Source organism: Streptococcus rupicaprae (genome assembly GCF_040545225.1).
Taxonomy (GTDB): domain Bacteria; phylum Bacillota; class Bacilli; order Lactobacillales; family Streptococcaceae; genus Streptococcus; species Streptococcus rupicaprae.
In genome coordinates, this window is the sequence record NZ_JBEPLO010000014.1 from 1 (window position 1) to 24,953 (window position 24,953).

The window sequence follows — 24,953 nt, forward strand, 5'->3', positions numbered from 1 at the left end:
TAAACTGCTTCGATATTGATTATAGATGACTTTTCGTCTATACTTAGGGGTGAACACAATGTGATATTTACAATTCCACTTTGTGTGTGATAAACTATGTGCTTTTTGAGCCATATTTTTCTCCTTTCGCTCTACAATAGGCTTGAACACCTTTATTGTATCGCGTTTGGAGTTTTTTTGGTATAACCTTCGATGCGCACCCGCATAGCGGGTGGTTTATTGGTCACGCACCTTCGGAGCGTAACGGACTTAAAGTCACATAATTACAAAAGACCCAAGCTGGCCTGCTTCGGTCTTTTAACATTTCATGTAAACTTGTGGATCAACTTAGAAGGATCCCCCTCCTCCGCCTCCGCCAGAGAAGCCGCCAGAGGAGAAGCCGCCTCCACTGCTGCTACTGCCTGAGGAGACAGAGAAGTTGCTGGCCTGCCTTGCTGTGTGAACATCTTGGCTGAAAGAACCCGTCCGTGCACTTAAAAACGGAGAATAGCCTCGGTAAACATAAGCGTTGAGAGATGGGTTATCCAATTGGATGTCATTGATTTCAAGGACTCGGCTCACTTCTTTGGCGTAGCCAAACAGGGTTGCATAGACCAAGAGGCGATTCCATAAAACAACTGCCTCAAGTTCCGTCTTGTCAAAACGGCCAATATCGCGCAGCATATTTTTAAAAGCCTCCCAAAGCTGATACTGTTCTAAACCTGCCTCGGTCAATAGGCCATCTCGTTTCAGACTTGACTTTTTACTATAAAGAGTCAAGATAGCGATCGCCATGAGCCCACTGAGGCCTAGGAGGACCCAACTGTGGGTTGAAAAGCGTGTGAGCAGGTAGAGGTAAAAGAGGAAGATAGTGAGTCCAACCGCGACAGAAGGGAGGCCAATGGTAAAGAGTTGCGCGCCTTCCCTCGACTGAAACGGTCTGTAGTAGACTGGAAGATTAAGTCTATTTAAGTCTCTATCTAGGGCATCGGAGAGCCCTTCAAAGGCTTGGTTATAGCGTTTGAGTAAGTTTTTTCCGCTAGCACGAATGGCAGTCTGCTTGCTCCGTGACCGAGAAGCCAATACATGGTTTTCTGCTGAAAAGTCTGAGAAGAGCTGGTCCATGGCCAGTTCTTTCTGGCCTGAGAAGGCCATGTTGAGAAAGGCACTTTCAGCCTCGCTAAGACCTTGACTAGACTGATAAACCAAGAGCGGCTCCTCTCCCTGCTCTTCAATAACCAAGTTGCCCCGGTCAATCAAGTCCAAGATGGTCGCTTGCGCAAGATGGTCAAAGTCCATGCGACTCGGCTGAGGATTGGCCGGATTGATGACTTCAAGCTCTGTATTGTAGATGGCACGCGTCACCTGCATGGGGTTGAGAGAACTTGGCACCTCATAGAGTCTCGAATTTTTAAGCATCTTGGTTCGAAGGTCAACCTTGCGCCTAAAGACAGTCCAGCGCAGGCCATCTAGGACCAAAGCCACAGCTGCGGCAAGAGGCAACCAAAGGTAGGTCACGCGCTCCATTAGCTGAGAATATTTTTTGATATTGGCTTCTGTGGCTTGATAGGCGGGGAGGCCATCTTCTGGGATGATCGTTTGTGTGTCCACAGCAGATAAGATCTCCCTGCTCCAGTAGCCATGAAACTCCAGCTTCTTCCCACTGCCTAGCCGTCCCAAGCGGACCAGATAGTCCTGACCATCCTGCTCCACCTGGGCAGCTTCCCTCAGATAGCCTGTGTGGACAGCCATCTGCCCCTTATCATAGGCTGGCGCAGTAATCCGAAAGTCGATATTATAGAGAGGAATATCCCAGTCACTGATGGGCAACCACTTGAGCTCTGCAATATCTTGGTAAGGATAGAGCATGTTTTGCAGGGGCCACCGAACCTGTATCTTGACTCGGTCACCGTCCTGTACTGCATTGTAAACCTTGAGGCGATAGCCATCTCCCATGTACTCAATAGCAACTTGTCTGGACTGCTCCAATTCGCCAGGATAGTTGGAACTGACCAGTGCATCATTTTTATAGACTCGGTACTGGATCTGGTCAGCCTGAATAGCAAAATTGGGAGGCAGGTCCCCCGCCATTCCTAGGGTCACATATTGACCATTGTAAGAATCCTCATACTGGTAATGCAATTCTTGGTCAAAGGTTGCTGAATTATCCTCCTTGATGGTCAAGTGCCCCTTGTACTGGGTAATGTCATAAGCCTTGACTACCTGAGGCCCAAAAAAGAAGGCCAAACAAGCTATTAAAAAAGCTAAGAAAAGTTTCTGCCATTTCTGCCGAGTCCCAATCATTGCCACACCTCCTTGTAGAATTTAAGATAGGTTACTTATCCTCAAAAAAATTAATCTAGCCTAGGAGACGAAGCTGATGATAGAACTAGAGTTGATCAAAGCAAGTTGACAAGAGCTATCATTGGTTTTCAAGAATATTCATCATTGTGCTAGTCTACCTATGCCAGAAGGGCCTTGGTACTTCTGGACGATTTACTAAGACTAGTATACCATTTTTTTGAAAAAGACTGATCCAAAAACCGCCTTTATGGGGTGCAAAAGGCCTGACTGCCAATTAGGATGGCAAATCAGGCCTCTTTTCATTTGGTTAGCTAGCAAGATTCTGCCAACACCCTTGTCTATACTAGTTTAATGCCTTCCCACATGAATCCGGTTGATGGCACGCTGGAGGGCAACACGTGCACGGCGCTCTTGGTCGATGGAATGGGCTGCTTGTGCACGTTGGATTTCCTGCTCTGCCAGGAGTTTAGCCCGCTCTGCCCTTGAAACATCAATATCTCTTTCGCGCTCCGCCGCATCCGACACAATGGTAATCAAATCATCAGCTATCTCAATGATACCACCATTAACAGCAATCCAGTCGACATGGTTGACATCATCGATCCGGCGCACCTTGATTTCTGCGATGTCTAAGGGGGCAATCAGATTGGAATGGCCTGGGTAAATCCCCATTTCCCCGACACTGGTCCGACATTGGACATAGGTCGCATGGTGGTCATAACGCACGCCATCAGGGGTCACAATTTGAACCGTCATCTGTTTCACAGTCTAGCCTCCTACAGTTGCATTTGGGCTGCTTTTTTGACCACATCCTCAATCGTACCGACGTTTCGGAAGGCATCTTCCGGCAGGCGATCGTGCTTGCCGTCTAAGATTTCCTTGAAACCGCGAACGGTCTCTTCAACTGGAACGTAGGAACCAGGAATTCCTGTAAACTGCTCAGCCACATTGAAATTCTGGGAAAGGAAAAACTGAACCCGACGCGCTCTGGCCACAAGTGTTTTTTCCTCATCAGACAGCTCATCCATCCCCAAGATGGCGATGATGTCCTGCAATTCATGGTAGCGTTGCAAGACACGCTGAACTTCCGTTGCGACTTGGTAGTGCTCCTCACCGACAATCTCAGGTGCCAGAGCGCGAGAGCTGGAAGCCAAGGGGTCTACCGCAGGGTAAATCCCTAACTGGGTGAGTTTACGTTCCAAGTTGGTTGTCGAATCCAAATGAGCAAAAGCCGTCGCAGGTGCTGGATCCGTATAGTCATCGGCTGGCACATAAATAGCCTGGATTGATGTCACCGATCCTCTTTCTGTCGATGTGATCCGCTCCTGCAACTGCCCCATTTCTGTAGCCAAAGTCGGTTGATAACCAACCGCAGACGGCATCCGCCCTAGAAGCGCAGAGACTTCTGACCCCGCCTGAGTAAAGCGGAAGATATTATCTATGAAGAGCAGCACATCCTGACCTTCCACATCACGGAAATATTCTGCCAGGGTCAAGCCTGTCAAGGCAACCCGCATCCGGGCGCCAGGCGGCTCGTTCATCTGACCAAATACCATGGCTGTCTTCTCAATAACGCCAGACTCTTTCATCTCCCAGTAAAGGTCATTCCCCTCACGGGTACGCTCACCGACACCTGTAAAGACCGAAATCCCACCGTGCTCTTGGGCAATATTGTGAATCAATTCTTGGATCAGTACGGTCTTACCGACCCCTGCTCCTCCAAAGAGACCAACCTTACCGCCTTTCAGATAGGGGGCCAAGAGATCAATCACCTTGATACCTGTTTCCAAAATCTCAGTTGAAGTCGACAACTGATCAAAGGTCGGTGCTTTTTTATGAATGGGCTCACGCTTGATCTCGCTGGCCAAAACAGGTTCCAAATCGATAGTGTCTCCCAAGACATTAAATACTCGGCCTAGGGTTTCTTTCCCGACTGGTACAGAAATAGGACGGCCCGTATCTAACACTTCAAGTCCCCTAGTCAAACCTTCTGTGGCCGTCATGGCAATCGTTCTCACCACACCGTCTCCAAGTTCTAGAGCGACTTCAAGGACAACTTTCTCCTTTGAACCGTCCGTCTTATAAACAACTAGAGCATTATTGATATCAGGGATTTTCGCTTCTGGCTCAAAATAAACATCTACAACAGGCCCAATCACCTGCGTAATTTTTCCTGAACTCATCTTCTTCCTCTCTCCTTTTTACGAAATGGCATTAGCGCCACTAACAATCTCAGTGATTTCCTGTGTGATTCCAGCCTGGCGGGCACGATTATACTGAATGGTCAAGTCTGAAATAATCTGCTTGGCATTATCGGTTGCAGCCTGCATAGCTGTCATGCTGGCAGCACTCTCAGCTGTTTTCGCATCAACAATCGCCCCATAAATCATAGATTCTGCGTACTGTGGTAACAACTGTTCCAGAATGGTATCACGGTCAGGTTCCAAATCAAAGGTCTTAGTGTAGCCATCTGCCTCGTTCGGATCCAGATGGGCAATCGGCAACATCTGCTCCACTCGTACCTGGCTGGTCAAACTATTAATATGGTGGGTGTAGCAGACATAGAGAGCATCAAAGAGCTCGTTTTGATACATGTCTAAAGCAGTCATGATAATCTGCCGCACCTCTTCAAAACTCGGATGATCCGATAAGCCTCTTAGCTCAAAAATAGGTGTAATCCCACGAACCTTTAAAAAATCCGCTCCAATTCCACCAAGACATAGAACCGCATACTCGTCTGGCGACTCATGATCCTGATCGATCATCTCCATAACAGAACGGAGGATGGTTGAATTGTAACTACCTACTAACCCCTTATCAGAGGTGATAATCAAGTAAGCTGTCTTTTTGATCTCCCGTTCAATCAGCATGGGATTGGTCGTCCCCTTAATCAGCTCTGCCTGCATAAGGTCCGTTGTAATCTGGCGAATTTTTTGAGTATAGATTTGAAATGATTTGGCATGGGTCTCCGACCTAGCTAAACGCGAAACAGCTACCATATGCATAGCACCTGTAATATGGCTGGTTTTCTGGGTGGATGCAATCCGAGATTTGATCTCATTGAGAGAATTTCCCATTCCTTACTCCTGTCGTTCTATTTATAAGAAGCCTCCGCCTTAAAACTGCGAATGGCAGCATCTAGGACAGCTTCGTCTGGCAAATCTTTGGTCTCACGAATATGGCTCAATAAATCATCATGGTGCAGGTCAAAGTAATCATATAATTGACTCTCAAAAGTCAAAATATCCTGAACAGGCACCGTATCAAGGAAACCATGTGTCAGAGCATAGAGAAGAACAACTTGCTTCTCCACAGGAATCGGCTGATGCAAGGGTTGTTTGAGCACTTCAACCGTCCGGCGTCCACGATTCAACTTAGCCTGGGTTGCCGCATCTAAATCTGAACCAAACTGCGTAAAGGCTTCCAACTCCCTATAGGAAGCCAAATCAATCCGCAAGGTCCCAGCCACTTTCTTCATAGCCTTAATTTGAGCCGAGCCACCGACACGAGAGACAGATGACCCCGCATCAAGCGCTGGCCGAATCCCTGAGTTAAACAGATTATCCTTTAGGAAAATTTGGCCATCCGTGATGGAAATGACATTGGTTGCAATATAGGCTGAAATATCTCCGGCCTGGGTCTCGATAAAGGGCAGGGCCGTAATCGAACCTCCTCCTAGCTCATCTGACACTTTGGCTGACCGCTCCAAAAGGCGACTATGGAGATAGAACACATCCCCTGGATAGGCCTCACGCCCTGGAGGACGGCGAAGCAAGAGAGACAATTCACGATAGGCCACCGCCTGCTTGGACAGGTCATCATAGACAATCAGAACATGCTTGCCTTGGTACATGAACTCCTCAGCCATGGCAACGCCGGCATAAGGCGCCAAAAAGAGCAACGGAGACGGTTGTGAGGCTGAGGCCGTCACCACAATAGTATAGTCCAATGCCCCATAGCGTCGCAAGGTTTCCACCTGTGTCCTAACCGTTGATTCCTTCTGACCAATGGCCACATAGATGCAAATGACATCCTGGTCTTTTTGGTTGAGGATCGCATCAATGGCGATGGACGTCTTACCTGTCTGACGGTCTCCAATGATCAATTCCCGCTGCCCACGACCGATCGGAACCAGAGCATCGATAGCCTTGATACCTGTCTGAAAGGGTTCTTTAACCGATTTCCGTTGCATAACGCCAGGCGCCGTTGCTTCCACCGGCCGGGTCTTCTTGGTCTTGATGATCCCAAGGCCGTCTACCGGCTGTCCCAAAGGATTGACCACTCGACCGATCAGGGCTTCCCCAACAGGAACCTCCATGATTTTTCCAGTCCGAGTGACCGTATCCCCTTCACGAATACCTGTAAAATCGCCTAGAATGATAATCCCGACATCATTGGTTTCCAGGTTTTGCGCCATTCCAAAAGAACCATTAGCAAAGCGTAACAATTCGCCACTCATGGCCTTCTCTAGCCCTTGGGCACGCGCAATGCCATCCCCGACATAGGTGACAACACCTGTTTCTGTCACTTCAAAACTTGGCTTAAAGCCATCCAGTTGTTGCTTGATTAAAGCAGAAATTTCCTGTGTGTTAAGAGCCAAAACAGCACCACTTCCTATTTCATCTCATGTTCGATCGTTTGTAACTGATGGCGGACACTGGCATCAATCACCTTGTGGTTGACTTCAACCACAAAGCCGCCCATCAATTCTGGACGAATTTCCTCATGGACCTGACGCACTTTCAAGCCCAAGAGTTTTTCCGTCTTCTCTATTAATTTCAATTTTTGACTGGCTGTAAATGGCACAACCGTAGACAGTTTCATGTCATACTGGCCCATGGCCACTTGCGAATGTTGGATCACTTCCGCCAAACTTGGATAAAGCAAGTCATACTCCTGCTTTAGGATAATCTGGTCAAAAAAGGTCGCCAAAATTGGAGAGACTTCCTCCTGAAACAGGTGCAAAATGCTCATTTTGTCCTGCTTACCAATCGTCTGGTTGGCAAAGAATTTCTCCAGATTTTGCTGATCAAAAACGCTTAAAACCTGACGAACCTCCTTAAAAAATTCTGCCAGGTTTGCTTCCTTTCTTGCTTGACGAACCAAATCCTGAGAATATTTCAGTACAGCATCAAATTGGGTTGCATCCATCTTATTCTCCTAATTTTTCCAAATAGCGGTCAATTAAGTCACTCTGTGCCATCGGATCTAATTCCTTCATCAAGATTTGCTGGGCCAGATCCAAGGACATGGTAGACACTTCTTCGCGCATGGCCGCCAACGCTTCTGCTTGTTTTCGAGCGATGTCTTTCTCAGCCTTTTCCTTCATCTGTTCAACCTGCTTTTCCGCATCTGCAAGCAGCCGACTTTTCATAGCTTCCCCAGTCTGCTTGGCTTCAAGCAAAATACCATCTGCCACCTTTCGAACGTCTGATAATTCTGCCTGACGTTGGCGCACAAGGGCTGTCGCTTCTTTTTTAGCCTCTTCAGCGCGATCGATTTCTTCCGTGATGTACTGAGCCCTTTTTTCAAAAATACCTGTGATCTTCTCCCAAGCAAACAAGCGCAAGAGGACAAAGAGCAAGATAAAGGCTCCCGTTACGATGATAAAATGTCCAATCATGGTCCCCAGAGCAGATGCTCCTACAATTGTTAACATACGATTTCTCCCTTTCTAATGCTCGTGGTGGTTAATTTTCTTGCCCAAATACATGGAAGATAATAAGACAAAGACATAGGCCTGCAGACAAGAAATGAAGACCGAAAAACCAATCCAGACCAAGCTCAACAAAAATCCCAAAGGTCCTGTCAAAAAATTAATCTGTGACATCTTCAAAATCAAATCGATGACCACTTCCCCTGCAAAGATATTCCCAAAAAGCCGCAAGCCCAAGGAAAGAATATTGGTGAATTCTTCCATCACATGGAAAAAAGTCATGGCAGGAGGTGTGATAAACTCCTTGAAGAACCCCTTCGCTCCATTAATCTTTAGAGACTGATAATTGTTATAGAGGGAAATCATCAGAGAAAGAGCCAGGGCATAAAACATATTGGCTGTCGGTGACATCCAGTAACTCAACTCATGATGCCCTTCTATTTTAGCGACTAGTCCTAAATTATTGGCAAGAACCAAAAAGGTAAAGAGCGTAAAATAAAAAAGGGAGTACTGTTTGGCATAGGTCGGTCCGAGATTTGGAGAAATGACCTTGATGACAAACTCATAAATCCACTCCAGGACATTTTGCTTGCCCTTCGGTTTCAAGGTCATCGTTTGACTAGCCCATAAGACGAAAGAAAAGACCAGCACAACCGTCAAGATGGTCATGGCTAAAACCGTCAAATCAAAGGTAATCGGACCAAGGTCAAATTTGGGAGTATGGGTTTCCAAGTGAGATACCTCCTTAGCTTCCTATAGCTTACTTCAAGACAAAAGCCATCGCCAGAGTAATAAAGTAGGATCCTTCAATAAAAGCCACCCCTACAAAAAGCGTCGTAAATAACTTGTCATACATCTCTGGTTGACGGGCTGCTGCAGTAAAGAAACGGCTCACCATGGTCCCTACCCCGATACCTACACCAAGTGTTGCTAGACCAAGCGCGAGAATCCCTAAGTTCATATTTTGTGCCTCCAAATAAAAATTTACTCCCCTAGTTTAGTCCTATTTTTTCACTTTGTCAATGAAAAGCCAGTAAGAAAGCGTTTTGTTTTCCAGATGGTTTTCATTTCTTTAATTTAAGGAAGCTTTCAAACTCTCCACCTCTAATAAAAAAGAAAAAACAGGATCTTAGCCTGCCTTTTCCTCTACATATTATTTTGAACCTTTACAGCTTGTCTCTGGTTCGTCAAGATAGCTCCAACCAAAAACTAGTTCCCCTCTTTCCGTCACTTTATCTGGCTTGTACTTCTTTAACTCACTTTTTCAACAGACTAACTCAACTCGTAGTTCGATGAGAACTGATCCTTGTCCTAGCGGCATCAAACCGCCCATCTCAGACTTCTGTGAATCCCGAGGTTAACTCTTCTGCCTCTAGTATGAATCGATCTCCTCTGCCTCTTGTTCAAAGCGGTGGAGGTTTTCCTCAATTTCAAGCTCAAAGAGATCTTGACTGAAGGCGTCATCTGAAATTTCATCCGTATTGCAGAAAAATTCAATATGGTTGCTGAGGTTGCGCAACTCAATCGGGGCATCCCCGCCGTATTCCCCATCTAGATTGATCATCATGTGACGTTGCTGAGGACTAATCTGCGGCTCAATATTGATGTAGCTGGTCTTGATATACTCTACTTTAGAGTGGTCAACATGCTTGCCCCCCTGCAAAACCAACCGAATCAGGTGCAGGATTTCAAACAAATTGTTGGTCTTGACCATGATCAAGGTAAAGTTCCCGTCATCCAATTTGGCATCAGGGGCAATCTGTTCAAACCCGCCAATCGTGTTGGTCAGGGCTGCAAAAAGCATGGAAATCTTCCCTTCAAAAACGCCGTGGTCATGGGTGACCTTGACAGGAGTGTACTGGATTTTGGGCAAGAGTTCTGCCCCCTTGACCACATAGGCTAGGTAGCCAAAGACGGTCTTTAATTGACTAGGCACACTATAGGTCAACTCCGTCAAGGTTCCGGCCGCAGCAATGTTGATGAAATAATCCTCTCCCCTAGCCAGACCGATGTCCATCTTGATGGTCTGGTTTTTGGCGATGATTTTAGCAGCTGCAACCGGATTTCCTCTTGGGATTTTGAGGGCCCTGGCATAGTCATTGGTCGTCCCTGTCGGAATAATAGCCATCTTAGGGCGCTTTTCCAAGGGAGCAATGCCATTGACCACCTCATTGATGGTCCCATCTCCTCCCGCTGCAATAACTAGGTCAAAGCCTGCCAATCCTGCTCTCCGAGCTTCATTTTTGGCAGACTCTGGCTCAGCCGTCGTCTGAAAGGCAGATGTCTCATATCCTGAATTCTCCAAAATATGAAGCACCTCTGCCACGTGTTTTTTCATGATTTCTTGGCCAGAGGTGGGATTATAAATCAACCTGGCCTTCAAAACCTGTCCTTCTGTCATACGGTCTCCTAAAGACTTTCTAGCCAATTCTCGTCTTGAATTGGAATACCCAAGGCTTGAGCCTTGGCTAACTTACTGCCTGCATCTGCTCCAGCCACGACTATATTCGTTTTTTTAGATACAGAGCCTGTGACACTAGCTCCCAAGGCTTCTAGTTTTTCCTTGGCTTCGTTGCGGGTTAGGCGTTCTAATTTTCCAGTCAAAACAATGATTTGACCTGCCAGAGGGGCTGTGCCAGCCACTCTCGAACCTTTGTAGGCAAGATTGACACCTGCTTCTTTCAGCTCTGCCAAAAGGACCTTTGCCCCATCCGCCTCAAAATAGGTCCGTAAACTTTGGGCAATGACCTTGCCCAAACCTGGAATCGCAGCAATGGCCTCTTCTTCTGCCTGGGCTAAACTTTCCAGATCACCAAAGGTTTCCAGTAAAAGTTTGGAAGCCTTGCTGCCGACATGGCGAATTCCTAAACCAAAGAGCACTTTTTCTGCTGAGTTACTTTTTGAAGCTTCAATAGCTTCCAAGAGCTTGGTCGCTGACTTTTCCTTGATATTAGGAAGCTTCAGCAAGTCCTCTTCCCTTAAACGGTAGAGTCCTGCCACATCCTGAATAAGATGATGGTCAAAGAGCTTATCCACTACAGAAGGCCCAAGTCCTGAAATATTCATGGCATCACGGCTAGCAAAATGCCGTAAGCGTTCCTTCAGCTGGGCTGAACACAGAGGATTGATGCACCTTAGGGCAACCTCATCCTCATAGTGTCTCAGTTCTCCTTCACAGGAGGGACAATGCTCAGGAATCGGCATAGGCATCTGGTCCTGCCTGTCGCGCAAAACCACCTGAAGGACAGCTGGAATAATATCGCCTGCCTTGTAGACAATGACAGTGTCTCCGATACGGATGTCCTTGTCTGCAATATAATCCACATTATGAAGCGTTGCCCGACTGACCGTGGTCCCTGCCAGCGAAACTGGCGTTAAATTGGCCGTCGGTGTCACAACTCCTGTCCGACCAACAGTCCAGTCCACGGATAAGAGCTGCGCTTCCTTCTCCTCAGCAGGGAATTTATAGGCAACTGCCCAACGCGGGGCCTTGACAGTAAAGCCTAGTTTTTCTTGCAGGTCCAGCTGATTGACCTTGATGACAATCCCATCAATATCGTAAGGCAGGTCATGGCGTCTCTCATCGATCCTGGTGATAAAGTCCCAGACCTGATCTAAATTTTGGGCTAGAACATAGTCCCTATTGGTCACAAATCCTAGGCTGGCCAGGTGTTGCAAAACTTCTTCTTGACTGGCGCGATCACCTGGACTGGCTTCTTGGTAGAGGTAGGTCGCGAGGCCTCGGCCTGCTACGATGCCTGTGTCTAATTGCCGCAGGGTTCCTGCCGCAGCATTGCGGGGATTGGCAAAGATGGCTTCACCTGCCTCCTGACGCTGGCGGTTAATCCGTTCAAAAGAGGCCTTGGGCATATAACACTCCCCGCGGACCGTCAAACTGACTGGCTCCGGGAGACGCAAAGGAATATCAGCCACCCGCTTGAGATTCTCCGTGATGTTCTCACCGATAGTACCGTCGCCTCTAGTCGCACCGACCGTCAACACCCCATCGACATAGGTCAATGAAATCGACAGGCCATCAATTTTTAACTCACATAGGTAGGTCGCTTCCGGAAAAGCCTTTTTAACCCGTTGGTCAAAAGCTTCCAGCTCTGCACGTGAAAAAGCATCCTGCAAACTATAAAGCGGATACTCGTGAGTATATTTCTCAAAACCTGATAAAATTTTCCCGCCAACACGATGCGTAGGGCTATCTGGCAAAACGGCCTCAGGATAGCTTGCTTCCAAGGCTACCAACTCACGGTAGAGACGATCATACTCCTGATCTGTCACCAAGGGCTGGTCCTTGGTATAATAGGCTTCTGCATATTGATTTAACAGAGCCACTAGTTCATTCATTCTTTCCATAGTTTTATTGTAACATATTTCCAAGGCTCTGCTTTATTTAGAAACTGATATTTTAGGAGAGATCTGAGGCCTGTCTAGAAAAAGCTGTCTCTTTCTGATGTTTCTGATCCTTGAAGAATCTATCCACATCAAGCATAGCTACTTAAATTACCGACTTTAAGGACACATACAAATAGCAATGCCTTCTCAAGAAGGCACCAAATAGCTTTCTGAGAACCCATGAATTAATGAGAGCCTGGGTAGGCCTTATCCTCTTTCCCATATCTCTGGAGAATAACGGCTGACGGCTATTTCACCGTATTGGGATCGAGTTCATAAAAACCTGTATCCAAGCCCCTACCTGCAGGATGATGTTGCTGCACGACTTCATCCAGTCGCAAGGCCTCTTCCTGGGTAAAGGTACCAGCTTCTAGCGCCGTTCGCGCCTTGACAAAGCACGCCACAATCGCCACAAAATCTTCCCCTGGACAATAGATGCCGTCTAATTTCCAATGGGTAAAACCATGTTTTTCTAACTCAATCAACTTGCTCATCATATCAATATCATTGTTCATGAAAATATGGGTCCCATGATGATCTTCAAAGATCGAATAGTGGGTCTCTGGTTTCTTGGGCTCAGATAGAAAGAGCCCCCGATCCTTGTCAATCCCATCCTCAATTCCAGTAAAATGGTAATAGTTTTGCAGGAGAGGACGCTTGGAATGATGGATAACTGACGCGCCGTAAACCAGAATCTCTGCCGGAATTTCAAGATTCTCTGCGATTTTAAAGAGTTCTTCTGATGGAATTTCCCGGGCCAAAACAGCCTCTGTCGCCCCATGTTGACCCCAGAAGTTCAATTGGCGACTGCTGGTTGCCATGACCGAGGTATCATAAATGGCCTTAAAGGGATAGTCGTCCCTCTTCAGAACATAAAAAACGCCCGTATCTCCAACGGTTAGGTAGTCAGCACCAACTTCCACTAAAAAATCCAGATAAGGCTTGATCTGATCCATCATGCCTTGATGCATCAAGGCATTGACCGCTACAGTGATGGCTTTGCCTTGTTGGTGGGCCAAGTCTGCTACTTCTCTCAATTCGTCATGACTAAAAGGACGCGGAAGTCGCAAACCAAATTGAGATTCACCAATGTAAATTCTATCCACACCAAGGGCTAATAAGGTTTTAGCCTGTTCCACACTCTCTGCTGTCGCTGTTATCGTAATCTTTTTCATAGCCCTATTATAGCGAAAAAAATCACAATTTACTAGCCAAAACCGAGGATTTTCAGACTATATATCAGACTTTGTTACACAATTGTAATATAAATTTAACTATTTTATGATATGATAGTAAGGAACTTCAAGGAGAGATTATGGCACTAAGAGATTATAAATACGATGAATTCCCGAACGAGCAAGCCTATCCCAAGCCTGCTCCTTCTTATCAAGACTATCAAACAGACGACGACACCAGCTCACAACTCAACGACCTCTTGTTTTTTATTAATGTCGCTATTTTTGCTATCGCTAGCGTCCTAGCCGTCTTTATTTTGTCAGCTCTGAATGTTCATTCCCTAGTGGCTTTTGCACTAGCTATCCCTCTTGGCATTCTAGGCTTAAAAGGATTCCATCTATTTAGATACTACCAAAAGAAACACAGACAAAACTAAAAGTTTATCCCCTGTCAACTTGGATTGGCAGGGAATTTTTTTGCTGTCGTCACTCCGTCCATCGCTAATCACACCGCCGTCTTAATTAACCAACTAACCGAGACTATTGGAGAATAGCCGGAAGAAGCAAGAGAATCTGCGTAGCGTTCCTTTCTCTCTTCTGCTAAAACCGCAATAATTTTGACAAAAATGAATCGAGACAGGACAAGACCGGGCTTCACCCACCTTCTACCGTCAAATCGGCTTCCACTCGTATGCTTATTGGCTTCTCCCCCACCATCCAAAGCCCTTTCTGATCCCTAATGCTCTACTACTTTTAGAATTGTCTACAACTTTTTGTTTGTAGCTAAAAAGCCTGGTCACCCCAGGCTTTTTTGGCAGTATTTGATCATTGAATCATCTCGGACCTACAAAATCACGATAGAGGCAAACATAAACCCTGCCCCGCCCATGACAAAAAGGTGCCAAATGACATGCATCCAATCAATATGCTTCTGTTTGTAAAAAATGGTTCCCAGAGAATAAGTCACTCCTCCAGCCAATAGGAGCCAAAAGACCGGCCAGCCAGCCATCTGAATCAAGGGCCAGATGATTAAAAGCGAGAGCCAACCCAGGCCTAGATAAAGGTAGGTCGATAACCTCGGAAATTTCCCGATGGCAAGCAACTCAAAAACGATTCCCGCCACAGCCAATAACCAAATCAAGGCTAACAGGATATAGGCTCGCGTATCCGCAATCGCCAGCAAGAGGTAGGGGGTGTAGGTTCCTGCAATTAAGAGGTAGATAGCTGAGTGGTCTAATTTTTGAAAGATCCCTCTCGCCCTAGTGAAGCTCAGACTATGGTACATGGTTGAGCAGAAAAAGAGCAGGAATAGACTAGTGCCGTAGATGCTATAGGCAACAATTTGCTTGACGGAACTAGCCTCCCAGAGTAGAGCCACCAGACCGATTAAACTTAAGAGTGCTGCAAGGCCATGCGTGATGGCATTCCAAACCTCGACAACAACTCGCCGAGGCGCTTGTGGACTGTATCCCATATTCTTACCTCTTCTCTTTTTTTATTTCATTAGTTTAGCGCTTTTTCTCCTATAAGCCCAGTAAAAAACTTGGGCTGAGACAAAAAGCGCCTTTTTGTCTGCCCCTATCCTAGTCAAAGACATTGCCTCTGATATCGTTATCAACAGTTGAATTGAGATGAATTGGTTCTAAGACCCAATTAGGATTCTTAGGATCTTGGAAACGCTTGGTCAAGGTTTCTTTAAAAGTATTATGAGTGATCGAAACTTGACCAACCAATGATGAATGCTGGCCAATAGTCGCGCCGTAAGCTATTAATTTCCCATCCTGATAATAGGGCAAGAACTGATTCCTAGTGATGGTGATATGGTTGCTCATAATCGGGGTAACAGAAGTCCATTGGTAATTCGGATCGATAGCCTTCATGAAGCCACCATCCCAACCTGTCTGTACGCTCGACTCATCAAGCTGGATAGCCTCCGCATAAAAATTATGTAAATTTCGATCACCAAGTTCTGTGACTGCTGTCAATTCTGGCGCGTAGCCTTCAAACACATTGTCCTCAAAGGTCGCATGCTGAATGCCTCCAAGGTCAAAGACATGGCTGGACATCTGATGAACCTGAGTAAAACGATTATTTTTGATATGCCAAGTGTGCCCGTGATTGGCCATGATGATGAACTGATTCCCCTTTTCCAGATCGCTGGCTTCAACATGCAGGCCATTCATCAAAAAATATGACAGGCCGTCAAAGGCAGTCTGACCAGTTGCTAGACCATACCAGCGGGCCGAACCATTGACTTCTAGGGTCGTCTCCTGGCCGCGTAACTCAACATTAGACCGCAGGATGATATACTCCTGATCTGGCAGGTGTGATCCGATTTTGAACCGGCCTTTGGGAAATCTTAAAACGGTAAAGGTATACTGCTGCGATAGGTCTAGTGCTTCCTGAATCAAACGGTTGTTATCCGTAGCTTCATAGTCTTCCTGCAGAGGAATATCATAGACGTAGGCCAGCTGATACTCCGTCAGCTGGTCAAACATCTCACCGGTCTCCATCCTGATCTGATAGAGCCAACCAGAAGGCCCTTGACTAATTTGAGTAACCTCTGCAGCGCCTTCCCTATCCAAAAGTTCTACCTCCTGCCCCAAACTAAAGGTCGTCTCCACGACTTCCAAATCCTCTTCGTAGACCTGAGAGACCTTTTCATCTTTGCTGAACTGGAGCTGGTAGATGAGACGATCACCATCTTTTTCCTTGGCTACCTTAGCGACTAGAGCCAGCCGATGTTTAAAGGGCTCAAGTGATTTTCCGTTTGCCGTCTGGCTAGCAGAAGCCTTCAGTCCAACCTGTTGTCCAGGTGAGTAGAGCCCTGTTACCGCTTCTTCCTTTTGATCAGGAACCTCCTTTGAGTCAGCTTCTGAAGACCACGACCAGGACCATTCTAACTTGGGAAGGGGCATTTTAGGAAGGCTTATTGAGACGCCTTCGATAAGGACAAAAGCCCAGACAGTCGTCATTAAAAGACCTAACAGGCTCAGTAAAATAACCCGATCCCGCTTTTTAGCCCGTTCTCGCCTGGCCTTCTGTATTTCCCGTCTTGACTCTTTCACCATCTACTCCTTAAATTTTCTTCTCCCTATCATACCAAAATAAAGCTAAAAATACACTTTTTAAGCCATATTTTTCAGATGACAAAAAAGGGAGTTGAAAAGAACTCCGACAAACGAAAAAGGGTTCGTCTTCGCTATCTTATTTCAAGGCTCAGACCTGAAACTGTCCACTGGACAGTTTCACTCCCACCCCCGCACAGTTAATTAGGTCAGTTTTGAAGCCTATAGAGCGAACAAAACAGCCAATCACTGCATCAAGCCTTTTTTTCTAGATAGCTTCAATAGAGCTGACTTTTTGTCTGGCCTCTTCATGCTTAACCACCAAGATAAGCTCGTCTGACCTCATCGGATGCCAAGAGTTCTTGGCCGGTCCCTGTCAAAACAATCGAGCCCGTTTCTAGCACATAGCCTCGATCTGAGATAGACAGTGCCATATTGGCATTTTGCTCAATCAGAAGAACGGTTGTTCCCTGAGCTTGAATATCTTTGATAATATCAAAAATTTCCTGGATAAAGATTGGAGCCAGTCCCATAGATGGTTCGTCAAGGAGCAAGAGCTTCGGGGTTGACATAAGAGCACGGCCCATAGCCAGCATCTGTTGCTCACCACCAGACAGGGTAGCAGCGTCCTGATTTTTGCGCTCTGCCAGACGAGGAAAGCGGTCGAAAACCTTCTTCATATTCAGTTGATTTTCTTCCCTGTCCTTCTTAAGAAAGGCACCCATTTCAAGGTTTTCCAGGACTGTCAAACCAGCAAAGACATGCCGTCCTTCAGGGACTTGCGACAGGCCGCTGGCTACGATTTTCTGGGCAGGAATTTTTTGGATTTCTTGGTCTAAAAAGGTTATCTTGCCACTCGATGGCCGGACTAGACCTGAAATGGTTCTAAGGATAGACGTTTTGCCTGCACCATTGGCCCCAATCAAGGAGACCACTTCTCCTTCATTAACTTCAAAAGAGACTTCTTTGACGGCTTGAATCACGCCATAGTGGACGGACAACTGGTCAACTGTTAACATTGGCATTAGGCTTCACCTCCTAGATAGGCTTCAATGACGCGCTTATTAGTTCTTATTTCGTCGGGTGTCCCATGGGCAATCAGACGCCCATATTCCAGCACATAGATGCGCTCTGTCACTTCCATGACTAGACTCATATCGTGCTCAATCAGCATGATGGTCAAATCAAATTGTTCTTTTAGCTGTCGAATAAGGGCTGTTAATTCTGCCGTTTCCTGCGGGTTCATGCCAGCTGCGGGTTCATCCAAAAAGAGGATTTTGGGCTCGGTAGCTAAGGCTCTGACGATTTCCAGACGGCGCTGCTGACCGTAGGGCAGGTTTTTGGCTAACACATGGGCGTCCTTCTCCAAATTGAAGATGGCTAGGAGCTCCAAGGCTTTCTCTTTCAAAGCTGCCTCTGATTTGTAAAAAATTGGTAGGCGCAAAAAAGAGGCAAAGAGGTGCGACGGGTGATGGTTGCCCATTCCGATCAACACATTGTCTAAAACCGTCAAGTTTTTGAAGAGACGGATATTTTGGAAGGTTCTTCCAAGGCCAGCTGCGGCAATCTTATAGGGAGCTTTGCCATTTAAGAGCTTGCCATCCAAGGTCACGGTTCCCTCGCTGGGCTCATAGACACCCGTCAATAAGTTGAAGAGCGTTGTCTTACCAGCGCCGTTTGGCCCAATTAGACCTACCAGCTCACCGCGATTGAGTTCGAGGGTCACATCTCCCACTGCTGTTAGACCACCGAAGTGCTTGGTCAATTGATTTACTTCAAGCAAGGCCATTTACTGATCCTCCTTTTTCTGAAACAATGTGGACAGGGCCAATTCCTTGGTGCCCAGGAGTCCTCCCGGACGGAAAATCATCAACAAAATCAAGGCAAGTGAATACAGAATCATCCGAATATCAGCCACATTCTGCAAGAGAACATTGATGATTCCTAGGACAACTGCTGCCAAAATGGACCCTGTCATCGATCCCAAACCACCTAGAACAATGATAATCAAGACATTAACCGAGGTCATTAAGCCGAAGTCCTTGGGCACAACTGTTCCGATGTAACCGGCCTGTAAGCTCCCTGCGATCGCTGCAGTGACAGCCCCAATCACAAAGGCAATCACCTTGATTTTAGTCGTGTTGACCCCCATGGATTCTGCGGCAATCTCATCCTCTCGAACGGCCAAGGTTTTACGGCCCATCGGACTGCGCAAAAAATTCATGACCATTACAATCACTAGAACCGCAAAAACAAATACCAGCTGCCAGGTTGTAAACGGTGGAATTCCCATGATCCCCCGCGGACCGTTGGTCAAGTTGCCCCCATTGACAATCAGGATACGGATGATTTCAGCCACCCCAAGAGTTGCAATCGCTAGGTAGTCCCCTTTTAGGCGCAAGGTTGGAATACCAACAAGAACCGCAACCGCACCAGCCAGCAACATGCCCACCACAAGGGTTAGGAAAAACCCGCCATAGGTCGGAATCTTAGAGCCTAAAATAGCTGTCGTATAGGCACCAATCGCCATAAAACCAGCATGTCCTAGCGAAAACTGGCCAGAAAAACCGACAATCAAGTTTAGACCAACAGCCAAAATAATATTGATCCCAATCTGTTGTAAAACCTGGATATAATAAAGATTTAATAAACCTGTCCCAATCAGCAGACTAATCAAGGCATAGAGGCTGACAATGACCGCTAACCAGATCAGGTTGAGTTTTAGATTTTCTTTCATACTAGACCTTCTCCTTCACATTTTTACCTAAAAGGCCTGCTGGACGGACAAATAGAATCACAATCAAGATGGCATAAACCACCCCATCTCGGAAGTCCGATAGGTTGAGAGCGATCGCTAGCGTCTCTAAAACACCGATGACCACACCACCTAGAGCTGCACCAGGAATGATGCCAATTCCGCCCAAAACAGCTGCAACAAAGGCCTTAAGACCAGGGGTAACCCCCATCAGGGGCTCGACTGAATTGTAGTAAAGACCAATCAAAACTCCCGCAGCACCTGCAAGAGCTGACCCTAAGGCGAAGGTGAAGCTGATGGTCCGATTGACATTGATTCCCATCAATTGAGCCGCATCGCTATCCACAGAAACCGCCCGCATGGCTTTTCCCATCTTGGTTTTCTTAACAATGAACTGCAAAATAAGCATGAGAACAACCGAAACAGCAAGGATGATCAACTGAATATTGGTGACAGAAACAGGCCCCAAATCATATTTCACTGTCTCAATAGCTTGCGGGAAGGCACGTGTGTTGGGACTAAAGAAATAGACCATCACATACTGGAGGAAAAAAGATACCCCGATCGCCGTAATCAAGGCCGCAATCCGTGTCGATTGCCTCAAGGGCCGATAGGCTAGAAACTCTATGGTCACCCCCAAGATGGCAGAACCAGCCATTGACAAAACAAGGGCAAGGAAAAAATTAAGCTTGAAGGCATTGATTAGAAAATAGCCCATAAAAGCGCCCATCATGTAGATATCACCGTGGGCAAAATTAATCAGCTTGATTATCCCATATACCATGGTGTAGCCCAGGGCCAAAAGCGCATAAACGCTCCCTAGGATCAAGCCATTGACAAGTTGTTGAATCATTTTTACACCGAACTTTCTAAATCTCAAAAGAAAAAGCAAAACACTTAACAAGGTAAAAGAGTGTCGGTATCCTGACAAAAGGTGTTCTTGATACCACCACTCCCATATCTTATGTCTACAGTTGCTCACCAAATTAACTAAGTGCGAGACCTTCCTTGTTTTCTATTGTAACTACTATAAACCAAAGATAAATCAGCCACAGAGGGCTGATTTATCAAGGAGATTATCTAACTGGTACCGACTTATTTGGCCTCCAAAACTTCAACACCAGAGACCTTGCCATCTGTAAAGCTGATGACATAGGCAGATTTTACCACGTTGTGATTTTCATCAACCGACATGGTACCAGTTACACCTTCAAAACCGCTAAGCTTTTCCAAGTTGTCTTTGATATCAACTGAGCTAGAAGCTCCTTTAGCTGCTTGAGCCGCCATGTAAACAGAGTCATAGGCTAAAGCAGAGAACATGGATGGTTCTTCACCATACTTAGCAAGATACGCGTCATAGAATTTCTTGGCTTTTTCAGAACCTTCTGTTGAGAAGGCAGACAAATAGTGCACATCTGTCGCTGCAGCACCAGCTTTTTCGAGGAAGACAGGGCTATCAAAACCATCAGGTCCTGCAATAGCTTGCTTGATTCCAAGATCACGAGCCTGCTTCACAATCGCACCAGTCTCTTCATAGTATCCTGGCATGATAATGGCATCGAAATCTTTATCCTTAATCTTGGTCAATGCCGCTTGGAAATCCTTATCACCTGCTGCAAAGGTCAAGGTCTCCACAATCTCACCCTTGTATGCTTCCTTAAAGGCATCTGCAATCCCCTTAGCATAATCGCTTGCATTATCGTAGTAAAGAACGACTTTCTCGGCCTTCAAGCTGTCTGTTGCGTAAGTAGCCAAGAGCTGTCCTTGGTAGCTGTCCACGAAGGTTGCACGGAAGAAATAATCATTGACTGTTTTTCCGTCTGCTGCAAAGACGAGATTATCCTGAGTTCCAGATGGGCTGATCATAGGAACGCCACCCTTGGTTAAGTTTGCTGTCGCTGCTGCAGAAGCCCCTGAAGTTGCAGGTCCGATAACCACGTTGGCCCCTTCAGTCACCAGGCTAGTCGCCACTGTCGCAGACTCAGCAGTTTCTGATTTATTGTCTTTTGAGATGACTTCTAATTCCTTACCATCAACACCGCCAGCAGCATTGATTTCTTCAACAGCCAAATCTGCACCGTTTCTCTCTGTGATACCGTAAGAAGCTACTGCACCACTCAACTCAAAGTTGTAACCAACCTTAATAGTCTCACCGATACTATTTCCTGCAGGTGTCTCTGCTGAAGAGCTTGAATTGTTTGAGCCTACTTCACCACAAGCCGCCAAGAAGGCGACACTGGCAAAAGTTAGTAGGCTTAAAGCGAATGATTTCTTTTTCATAAAATGATACTCCTAGAATCTAATATAAAATCAAGTATCACTAATATACAAAATTATCTGAAAATTGTCAACAGGTTGATTTAGTGTAAACGTTTTTATTTTCAAGAAATTTTTCAAAACCATTAAGATACTACTTAGAGCTTAACTTCTGGCTTGTCACATAAGGGATTCTCAGTGAAGCACTGTTCTACAACAAAGCACCAGAGCTTGTTTTCGATTCTCAACTCTATTTACAAGCAAGATTTCATGCAAAAAAGCAGCACACCTATGGGTTACTGCTCTAACTTCTAAACTCAAATCAATAAAACAGGCCTGAGACCATCAAGCCATCTGGCTTGCTCTACTGCGAAAAAACTAACCAACTTTCACGACAAAGGGATCCTGAGAGGAAGCTTCTCGCCATAAATTTCCGACAAATTTTTGATCCAAATCTTTTATATAGGAAGGGACGACCTTTTTCACATACTTTTCTTTGGATAGTTTTGCCACTACCTCTTGGACCTGGTTCTCGTCTAAATACATCACTACATAACGCCCTCTACGAGAGGTATGGACCACATCTCCGAATCCGACTACTTTTTTAATATCTCTATGATAATGAAGGTAAATAACAATGCTTTGTCTTGCTTTCTTTTCAAACATATCTACTCCTTTGCTTCAATTATACCAAAAAGTCATTAAAATAACACCTTAGAGCGATATAAAAAACGACTCCCCTTCAGGAATCGTTTCAATCAGGCTCTATTTTTCATCAATCACAAGGCGAACTTTTTTACCATCTGTCGGAACAGAATAGACAATCGTTCTTATCGCAGAAATGGTACGGCCTTTGCGGCCGATCACGCGACCAATATCGCTCGGATCAAGATCCAGATGGTATTCCAAAAACTCTGGCGTATCCTCAATCCGCAAGGTCAGCTTGTCTGGGTGTGAAATCAAAGGTTTCACAATTGCAATAATCAGATCTTCAATCATGTCCATAGGTCTTCTCGCTTTGTTTTAAATAGATTATTTTGAGAACTTTTGCTCGTGGAACTTAGCCAAGACACCAGCCTTAGACAAAAGGCTACGCACTGTATCTGATGGCTGTGCACCTTTGGCCAACCACTCAAGCACACGGTCTTCCTTGACGGTCACTTGGTTTTCAGTGACAAGTGGGTTGTAAGTCCCAACCGTTTCGATGAAACGGCCATCACGCGGTGCACGCGAGTCTGCAACGTTAATACGGTAGAAAGGTTTCTTTTTAGAACCCATGCGAGTCAAACGGATTTTTACTGCCATTTTGAATAAATCTCTTTTCTGTTTCAATTTTTTTGAGGTCAATAGCAGAGCTACAACCTTACTTCATCTAGTATAGCACAAAAACATCAGGTGTCAAGAAAAAAACTTGACAGACGATTCTTTCTGATGAAACGAGCTTATGTCTCTTAAATTTTTTCAAAAAAAAACTGAGCTGTCGCCCAGTCTTTCGCACGCTTAGTCTAAGGAGAACATGGGATTCGAACCCACGCGCCGCGTAAACGACCTACCACCTTTCCAAGGTGGCCTCTTAAGCCACTTGAGTAATTCTCCAAAACTGTAACCAGTATAGCACAAATCTATCGGAGAATCAAGGTCTTTCGTCAGCATATTTGAACTTTTCAATCTGTTTCATGGCCCTGCTCACTTCTCGGCTGATCTGACTCGGTAAGACCACATAGGCATCCTGAGCTAGCTGGTCAGCAATTGCTGAGTGTAAATGGGTAGCGGCTGCAACAGTCTCAAAAAAATCCTCCTGAAATTGGGCAACAAATCCTGCAATCATTCCAGCCAGGGTGTCACCCATCCCACCTGTTGCTTGGTAGGGACCGCCGACATCCAGTGTCAGTGGTTCTCTGTCCAAGCAATGGATACTCGTCCGATGGGATTTGGCGACTAAAATTGTCCATGCTGGAAATTGCTGCAGGGCCTGCTGAGAAGCCCTTACAGACTGCTGCTCAATCGCAAGTTCCGATAAACGTTCCCACTCCTTCTGATGGGGCGTCAGTATCAGAGCCTGGCACGTAGGAAGCTGCTGAGAGGATTTTGCCAATAGATTCAGGCCAGAGCCATCTACTAAGAGAATCTGATTTGGACTCACCTTAGAAAGGACTTCTGTGAGCAAGTGCTGGGCTGGAGGACCCTCTCCCAATCCCGATCCAATTAGAATGACATCTGCCATTTTTAGTTGCTCAGCTAAGAGATCCTGATCTCTGACATCAAAGGCCATAGCTTCTGGGAGTTGCGCATGAAGGGCTGGGATATTGTCCCTGTCTGTCGCGACCATCACAAGACCTGCTCCGCTATGCACACAAGCAAGGGACGCCAAGATAATGGCGCCCCCATAAGGATAGAGGCCCCCAATCAAGAGGACGCGCCCAAAGGTTCCCTTATGACTATCCAAAGGTCTGGATCGAATCACTTTTTTTAGCAAATTTTGATCAATTGCCATCAACTGATACTCCTGAGCGCAGCTTGGTAGGTCTGCTCCATCAACATGGTGATGGTCATGGGACCAACACCTCCTGGGACTGGCGTGATGAGGCTGGCAACACCTGCAACAGAATCAAAATCCACGTCGCCACACAACTTGCCATTGTCATCTCGATTCATGCCAACATCGACAACAACCGCTCCTTCTTTGACAAAGTCTTTGGTGACAAATTTAGCCTGACCGATTGCTACGACCAAGATATCCGCCTGGCGTGCCAAGGCCGGCAAATACTGTGTTCGAGAATGGCCGATAGTAACTGTCGCATTGGCATCCATGAGCAACTGGGCCATCGGCTTGCCGACAATATTAGATCGACCAATGACCAAAGCCCGCTTACCAGCCAGCTCAACCCCATAGGCCTTGAACAGTTCCATGATACCCGCTGGCGTTGACGGAACCATGACCGGGTGACCAGACCAGAGTTTCCCCATGTTGGTCGGATGAAAACCATCAACATCCTTGCCTGGATCGATAGCCAGAAGGACCTTTTCCTCATCGATGTGCTTGGGCAGTGGCAACTGGACCAAAATCCCATGCCAGGTCGGATCTTGATTGTAGGTGGAAATCATCTCTAACAACTCTACCTCAGTGACCGTCTCCGGCAAACGTACCACTTGACTCTTAAAACCAGCTGCTAAAGCCGAACGTTCCTTGTTTCGGACATAGACTTGACTGGCAGAGTCTTCTCCTACTAAAATCACCAACAAACCAGGTGTCACGCCATGTTCATCCCGTAATTTCTCTGTTTTTTCTGCTAGTTCTGCCTGCAATTTAGTCGCTAAAGCCTTGCCATCCATTATTTTCACTTCAATGCACCTCT

At 46.2% G+C, this 24,953-nt stretch carries 26 protein-coding genes and 1 tRNA gene; 1 reads left to right on the forward strand and 26 read right to left on the reverse strand.

Going from position 1 to position 24,953, the window contains the following annotated elements; all coding sequences use genetic code 11:
• The 13 genes from ABID29_RS06905 to ABID29_RS06965 form a co-directional block, all read right to left on the reverse strand.
• On the reverse strand, positions 1–114 hold a 114-nt coding region (locus tag ABID29_RS06905; RefSeq protein WP_354365487.1), incomplete at its 3' end, for a transposase.
• A 213-nt stretch (positions 115–327) separates the two neighbouring features.
• Positions 328–2,283 carry a DUF2207 domain-containing protein gene (locus ABID29_RS06910; RefSeq protein WP_354365377.1) on the reverse strand — a complete coding sequence of 652 codons (1,956 nt, stop codon included), beginning with the start codon at positions 2,281–2,283 and terminating at the stop codon, positions 328–330.
• A gap of 348 nt (positions 2,284–2,631) precedes the next feature.
• A complete protein-coding gene (locus ABID29_RS06915; RefSeq protein ID WP_354365379.1) occupies positions 2,632–3,048 on the reverse strand; it encodes a F0F1 ATP synthase subunit epsilon in 417 nt (138 codons plus the stop codon).
• Positions 3,049–3,059: 11 nt separating this feature from the next.
• Entirely contained in the window at positions 3,060–4,466 is a 1,407-nt protein-coding gene (atpD, locus tag ABID29_RS06920) for a F0F1 ATP synthase subunit beta (RefSeq protein WP_354365381.1), read from the reverse strand.
• Between the two features lie 18 nt (positions 4,467–4,484).
• Positions 4,485–5,360: a F0F1 ATP synthase subunit gamma gene (locus ABID29_RS06925; RefSeq protein ID WP_168549068.1), complete on the reverse strand. Its 876-nt coding sequence runs from the start codon at positions 5,358–5,360 to the stop codon at positions 4,485–4,487.
• A gap of 17 nt (positions 5,361–5,377) precedes the next feature.
• A complete protein-coding gene (gene atpA / locus ABID29_RS06930; RefSeq protein WP_354365384.1) occupies positions 5,378–6,883 on the reverse strand; it encodes a F0F1 ATP synthase subunit alpha in 1,506 nt (501 codons plus the stop codon).
• A 14-nt stretch (positions 6,884–6,897) separates the two neighbouring features.
• Positions 6,898–7,434 carry a F0F1 ATP synthase subunit delta gene (locus tag ABID29_RS06935; protein ID WP_354365385.1) on the reverse strand — a complete coding sequence of 179 codons (537 nt, stop codon included), beginning with the start codon at positions 7,432–7,434 and terminating at the stop codon, positions 6,898–6,900.
• Position 7,435: 1 nt separating this feature from the next.
• Entirely contained in the window at positions 7,436–7,942 is a 507-nt protein-coding gene (gene atpF / locus ABID29_RS06940) for a F0F1 ATP synthase subunit B (RefSeq protein ID WP_354365386.1), read from the reverse strand.
• A gap of 15 nt (positions 7,943–7,957) precedes the next feature.
• Positions 7,958–8,671, reverse strand: coding sequence for a F0F1 ATP synthase subunit A (atpB, locus tag ABID29_RS06945; protein WP_354365387.1), 714 nt, complete (start codon positions 8,669–8,671; stop codon positions 7,958–7,960).
• 28 nt (positions 8,672–8,699) lie between these two features.
• A complete protein-coding gene (gene atpE / locus ABID29_RS06950; RefSeq protein WP_018373242.1) occupies positions 8,700–8,900 on the reverse strand; it encodes an ATP synthase F0 subunit C in 201 nt (66 codons plus the stop codon).
• Positions 8,901–9,311: 411 nt separating this feature from the next.
• The gene (locus ABID29_RS06955) at positions 9,312–10,340 is read right to left on the reverse strand and encodes a diacylglycerol kinase family lipid kinase (protein ID WP_354365389.1); all 1,029 of its coding nucleotides are present in this window, start codon (positions 10,338–10,340) and stop codon (positions 9,312–9,314) included.
• Positions 10,341–10,348: 8 nt separating this feature from the next.
• Positions 10,349–12,304: an NAD-dependent DNA ligase LigA gene (ligA, locus tag ABID29_RS06960; RefSeq protein WP_354365390.1), complete on the reverse strand. Its 1,956-nt coding sequence runs from the start codon at positions 12,302–12,304 to the stop codon at positions 10,349–10,351.
• A gap of 287 nt (positions 12,305–12,591) precedes the next feature.
• A complete protein-coding gene (locus ABID29_RS06965) occupies positions 12,592–13,518 on the reverse strand; it encodes a peptidase U32 family protein (RefSeq protein ID WP_354365393.1) in 927 nt (308 codons plus the stop codon).
• 140 nt (positions 13,519–13,658) lie between these two features.
• Between ABID29_RS06965 and ABID29_RS06970 the strand changes: the two genes are divergently transcribed.
• Positions 13,659–13,955: a DUF3270 family protein gene (locus ABID29_RS06970; protein ID WP_354365394.1), complete on the forward strand. Its 297-nt coding sequence runs from the start codon at positions 13,659–13,661 to the stop codon at positions 13,953–13,955.
• Positions 13,956–14,362: 407 nt separating this feature from the next.
• Here ABID29_RS06970 and trhA read toward each other — a convergent pair whose 3' ends face one another.
• The 13 genes from trhA to ABID29_RS07035 form a co-directional block, all read right to left on the reverse strand.
• Entirely contained in the window at positions 14,363–14,992 is a 630-nt protein-coding gene (gene trhA, locus ABID29_RS06975) for a PAQR family membrane homeostasis protein TrhA (RefSeq protein WP_354365396.1), read from the reverse strand.
• A gap of 109 nt (positions 14,993–15,101) precedes the next feature.
• Positions 15,102–16,589 carry a hypothetical protein gene (locus ABID29_RS06980; RefSeq protein WP_354365397.1) on the reverse strand — a complete coding sequence of 496 codons (1,488 nt, stop codon included), beginning with the start codon at positions 16,587–16,589 and terminating at the stop codon, positions 15,102–15,104.
• A 311-nt stretch (positions 16,590–16,900) separates the two neighbouring features.
• Positions 16,901–17,611: an ABC transporter ATP-binding protein gene (locus ABID29_RS06985; protein WP_354365399.1), complete on the reverse strand. Its 711-nt coding sequence runs from the start codon at positions 17,609–17,611 to the stop codon at positions 16,901–16,903.
• Positions 17,611–18,375 carry an ABC transporter ATP-binding protein gene (locus ABID29_RS06990; RefSeq protein WP_354365401.1) on the reverse strand — a complete coding sequence of 255 codons (765 nt, stop codon included), beginning with the start codon at positions 18,373–18,375 and terminating at the stop codon, positions 17,611–17,613. Before ABID29_RS06990 ends, ABID29_RS06985 begins: the two co-directional genes overlap by 1 nt.
• Positions 18,376–19,323: a branched-chain amino acid ABC transporter permease gene (locus ABID29_RS06995; protein WP_354365402.1), complete on the reverse strand. Its 948-nt coding sequence runs from the start codon at positions 19,321–19,323 to the stop codon at positions 18,376–18,378.
• A gap of 1 nt (position 19,324) precedes the next feature.
• Positions 19,325–20,194, reverse strand: coding sequence for a branched-chain amino acid ABC transporter permease (locus tag ABID29_RS07000; RefSeq protein ID WP_354365404.1), 870 nt, complete (start codon positions 20,192–20,194; stop codon positions 19,325–19,327).
• 242 nt (positions 20,195–20,436) lie between these two features.
• Positions 20,437–21,621 carry an ABC transporter substrate-binding protein gene (locus tag ABID29_RS07005; RefSeq protein WP_354365406.1) on the reverse strand — a complete coding sequence of 395 codons (1,185 nt, stop codon included), beginning with the start codon at positions 21,619–21,621 and terminating at the stop codon, positions 20,437–20,439.
• 354 nt (positions 21,622–21,975) lie between these two features.
• A complete protein-coding gene (locus tag ABID29_RS07010; protein WP_354365408.1) occupies positions 21,976–22,263 on the reverse strand; it encodes a DUF2129 domain-containing protein in 288 nt (95 codons plus the stop codon).
• 99 nt (positions 22,264–22,362) lie between these two features.
• Positions 22,363–22,602: a KH domain-containing protein gene (locus ABID29_RS07015; protein ID WP_354365409.1), complete on the reverse strand. Its 240-nt coding sequence runs from the start codon at positions 22,600–22,602 to the stop codon at positions 22,363–22,365.
• A gap of 27 nt (positions 22,603–22,629) precedes the next feature.
• A complete protein-coding gene (rpsP, locus tag ABID29_RS07020) occupies positions 22,630–22,902 on the reverse strand; it encodes a 30S ribosomal protein S16 (RefSeq protein WP_354365411.1) in 273 nt (90 codons plus the stop codon).
• 203 nt (positions 22,903–23,105) lie between these two features.
• Positions 23,106–23,193 (reverse strand) — tRNA-Ser (locus tag ABID29_RS07025).
• Between the two features lie 37 nt (positions 23,194–23,230).
• A complete protein-coding gene (locus ABID29_RS07030; RefSeq protein WP_354365412.1) occupies positions 23,231–24,091 on the reverse strand; it encodes an NAD(P)H-hydrate dehydratase in 861 nt (286 codons plus the stop codon).
• A complete protein-coding gene (locus tag ABID29_RS07035; protein ID WP_354365489.1) occupies positions 24,091–24,930 on the reverse strand; it encodes a bifunctional methylenetetrahydrofolate dehydrogenase/methenyltetrahydrofolate cyclohydrolase in 840 nt (279 codons plus the stop codon). Before ABID29_RS07035 ends, ABID29_RS07030 begins: the two co-directional genes overlap by 1 nt.
• Positions 24,931–24,953 lie beyond the last annotated feature (23 nt).

Coding starts and splice junctions, on each gene's coding strand:
- ABID29_RS06910 (WP_354365377.1), bottom strand. CDS start 2,283: ATGATTGGGACTCGGCAGAAATGGCAGAAACTTTTCTTAGCTTTTTTA.
- atpD (WP_354365381.1), bottom strand. CDS start 4,466: ATGAGTTCAGGAAAAATTACGCAGGTGATTGGGCCTGTTGTAGATGTT.
- ABID29_RS06925 (WP_168549068.1), bottom strand. CDS start 5,360: ATGGGAAATTCTCTCAATGAGATCAAATCTCGGATTGCATCCACCCAG.
- ABID29_RS06935 (WP_354365385.1), bottom strand. CDS start 7,434: ATGGATGCAACCCAATTTGATGCTGTACTGAAATATTCTCAGGATTTG.
- atpF (WP_354365386.1), bottom strand. CDS start 7,942: ATGTTAACAATTGTAGGAGCATCTGCTCTGGGGACCATGATTGGACAT.
- atpE (WP_018373242.1), bottom strand. CDS start 8,900: ATGAACTTAGGGATTCTCGCGCTTGGTCTAGCAACACTTGGTGTAGGT.
- ABID29_RS06955 (WP_354365389.1), bottom strand. CDS start 10,340: ATGACAGAAGGACAGGTTTTGAAGGCCAGGTTGATTTATAATCCCACC.
- ligA (WP_354365390.1), bottom strand. CDS start 12,304: ATGGAAAGAATGAATGAACTAGTGGCTCTGTTAAATCAATATGCAGAA.
- ABID29_RS06965 (WP_354365393.1), bottom strand. CDS start 13,518: ATGAAAAAGATTACGATAACAGCGACAGCAGAGAGTGTGGAACAGGCT.
- ABID29_RS06970 (WP_354365394.1), top strand. CDS start 13,659: ATGGCACTAAGAGATTATAAATACGATGAATTCCCGAACGAGCAAGCC.
- trhA (WP_354365396.1), bottom strand. CDS start 14,992: ATGGGATACAGTCCACAAGCGCCTCGGCGAGTTGTTGTCGAGGTTTGG.
- ABID29_RS06980 (WP_354365397.1), bottom strand. CDS start 16,589: ATGGTGAAAGAGTCAAGACGGGAAATACAGAAGGCCAGGCGAGAACGG.
- ABID29_RS06985 (WP_354365399.1), bottom strand. CDS start 17,611: ATGCCAATGTTAACAGTTGACCAGTTGTCCGTCCACTATGGCGTGATT.
- ABID29_RS06990 (WP_354365401.1), bottom strand. CDS start 18,375: ATGGCCTTGCTTGAAGTAAATCAATTGACCAAGCACTTCGGTGGTCTA.
- ABID29_RS06995 (WP_354365402.1), bottom strand. CDS start 19,323: ATGAAAGAAAATCTAAAACTCAACCTGATCTGGTTAGCGGTCATTGTC.
- ABID29_RS07000 (WP_354365404.1), bottom strand. CDS start 20,194: ATGATTCAACAACTTGTCAATGGCTTGATCCTAGGGAGCGTTTATGCG.
- ABID29_RS07005 (WP_354365406.1), bottom strand. CDS start 21,621: ATGAAAAAGAAATCATTCGCTTTAAGCCTACTAACTTTTGCCAGTGTC.
- ABID29_RS07010 (WP_354365408.1), bottom strand. CDS start 22,263: ATGTTTGAAAAGAAAGCAAGACAAAGCATTGTTATTTACCTTCATTAT.
- ABID29_RS07015 (WP_354365409.1), bottom strand. CDS start 22,602: ATGGACATGATTGAAGATCTGATTATTGCAATTGTGAAACCTTTGATT.
- rpsP (WP_354365411.1), bottom strand. CDS start 22,902: ATGGCAGTAAAAATCCGTTTGACTCGCATGGGTTCTAAAAAGAAACCT.
- ABID29_RS07030 (WP_354365412.1), bottom strand. CDS start 24,091: ATGGCAATTGATCAAAATTTGCTAAAAAAAGTGATTCGATCCAGACCT.
- ABID29_RS07035 (WP_354365489.1), bottom strand. CDS start 24,930: ATGGATGGCAAGGCTTTAGCGACTAAATTGCAGGCAGAACTAGCAGAA.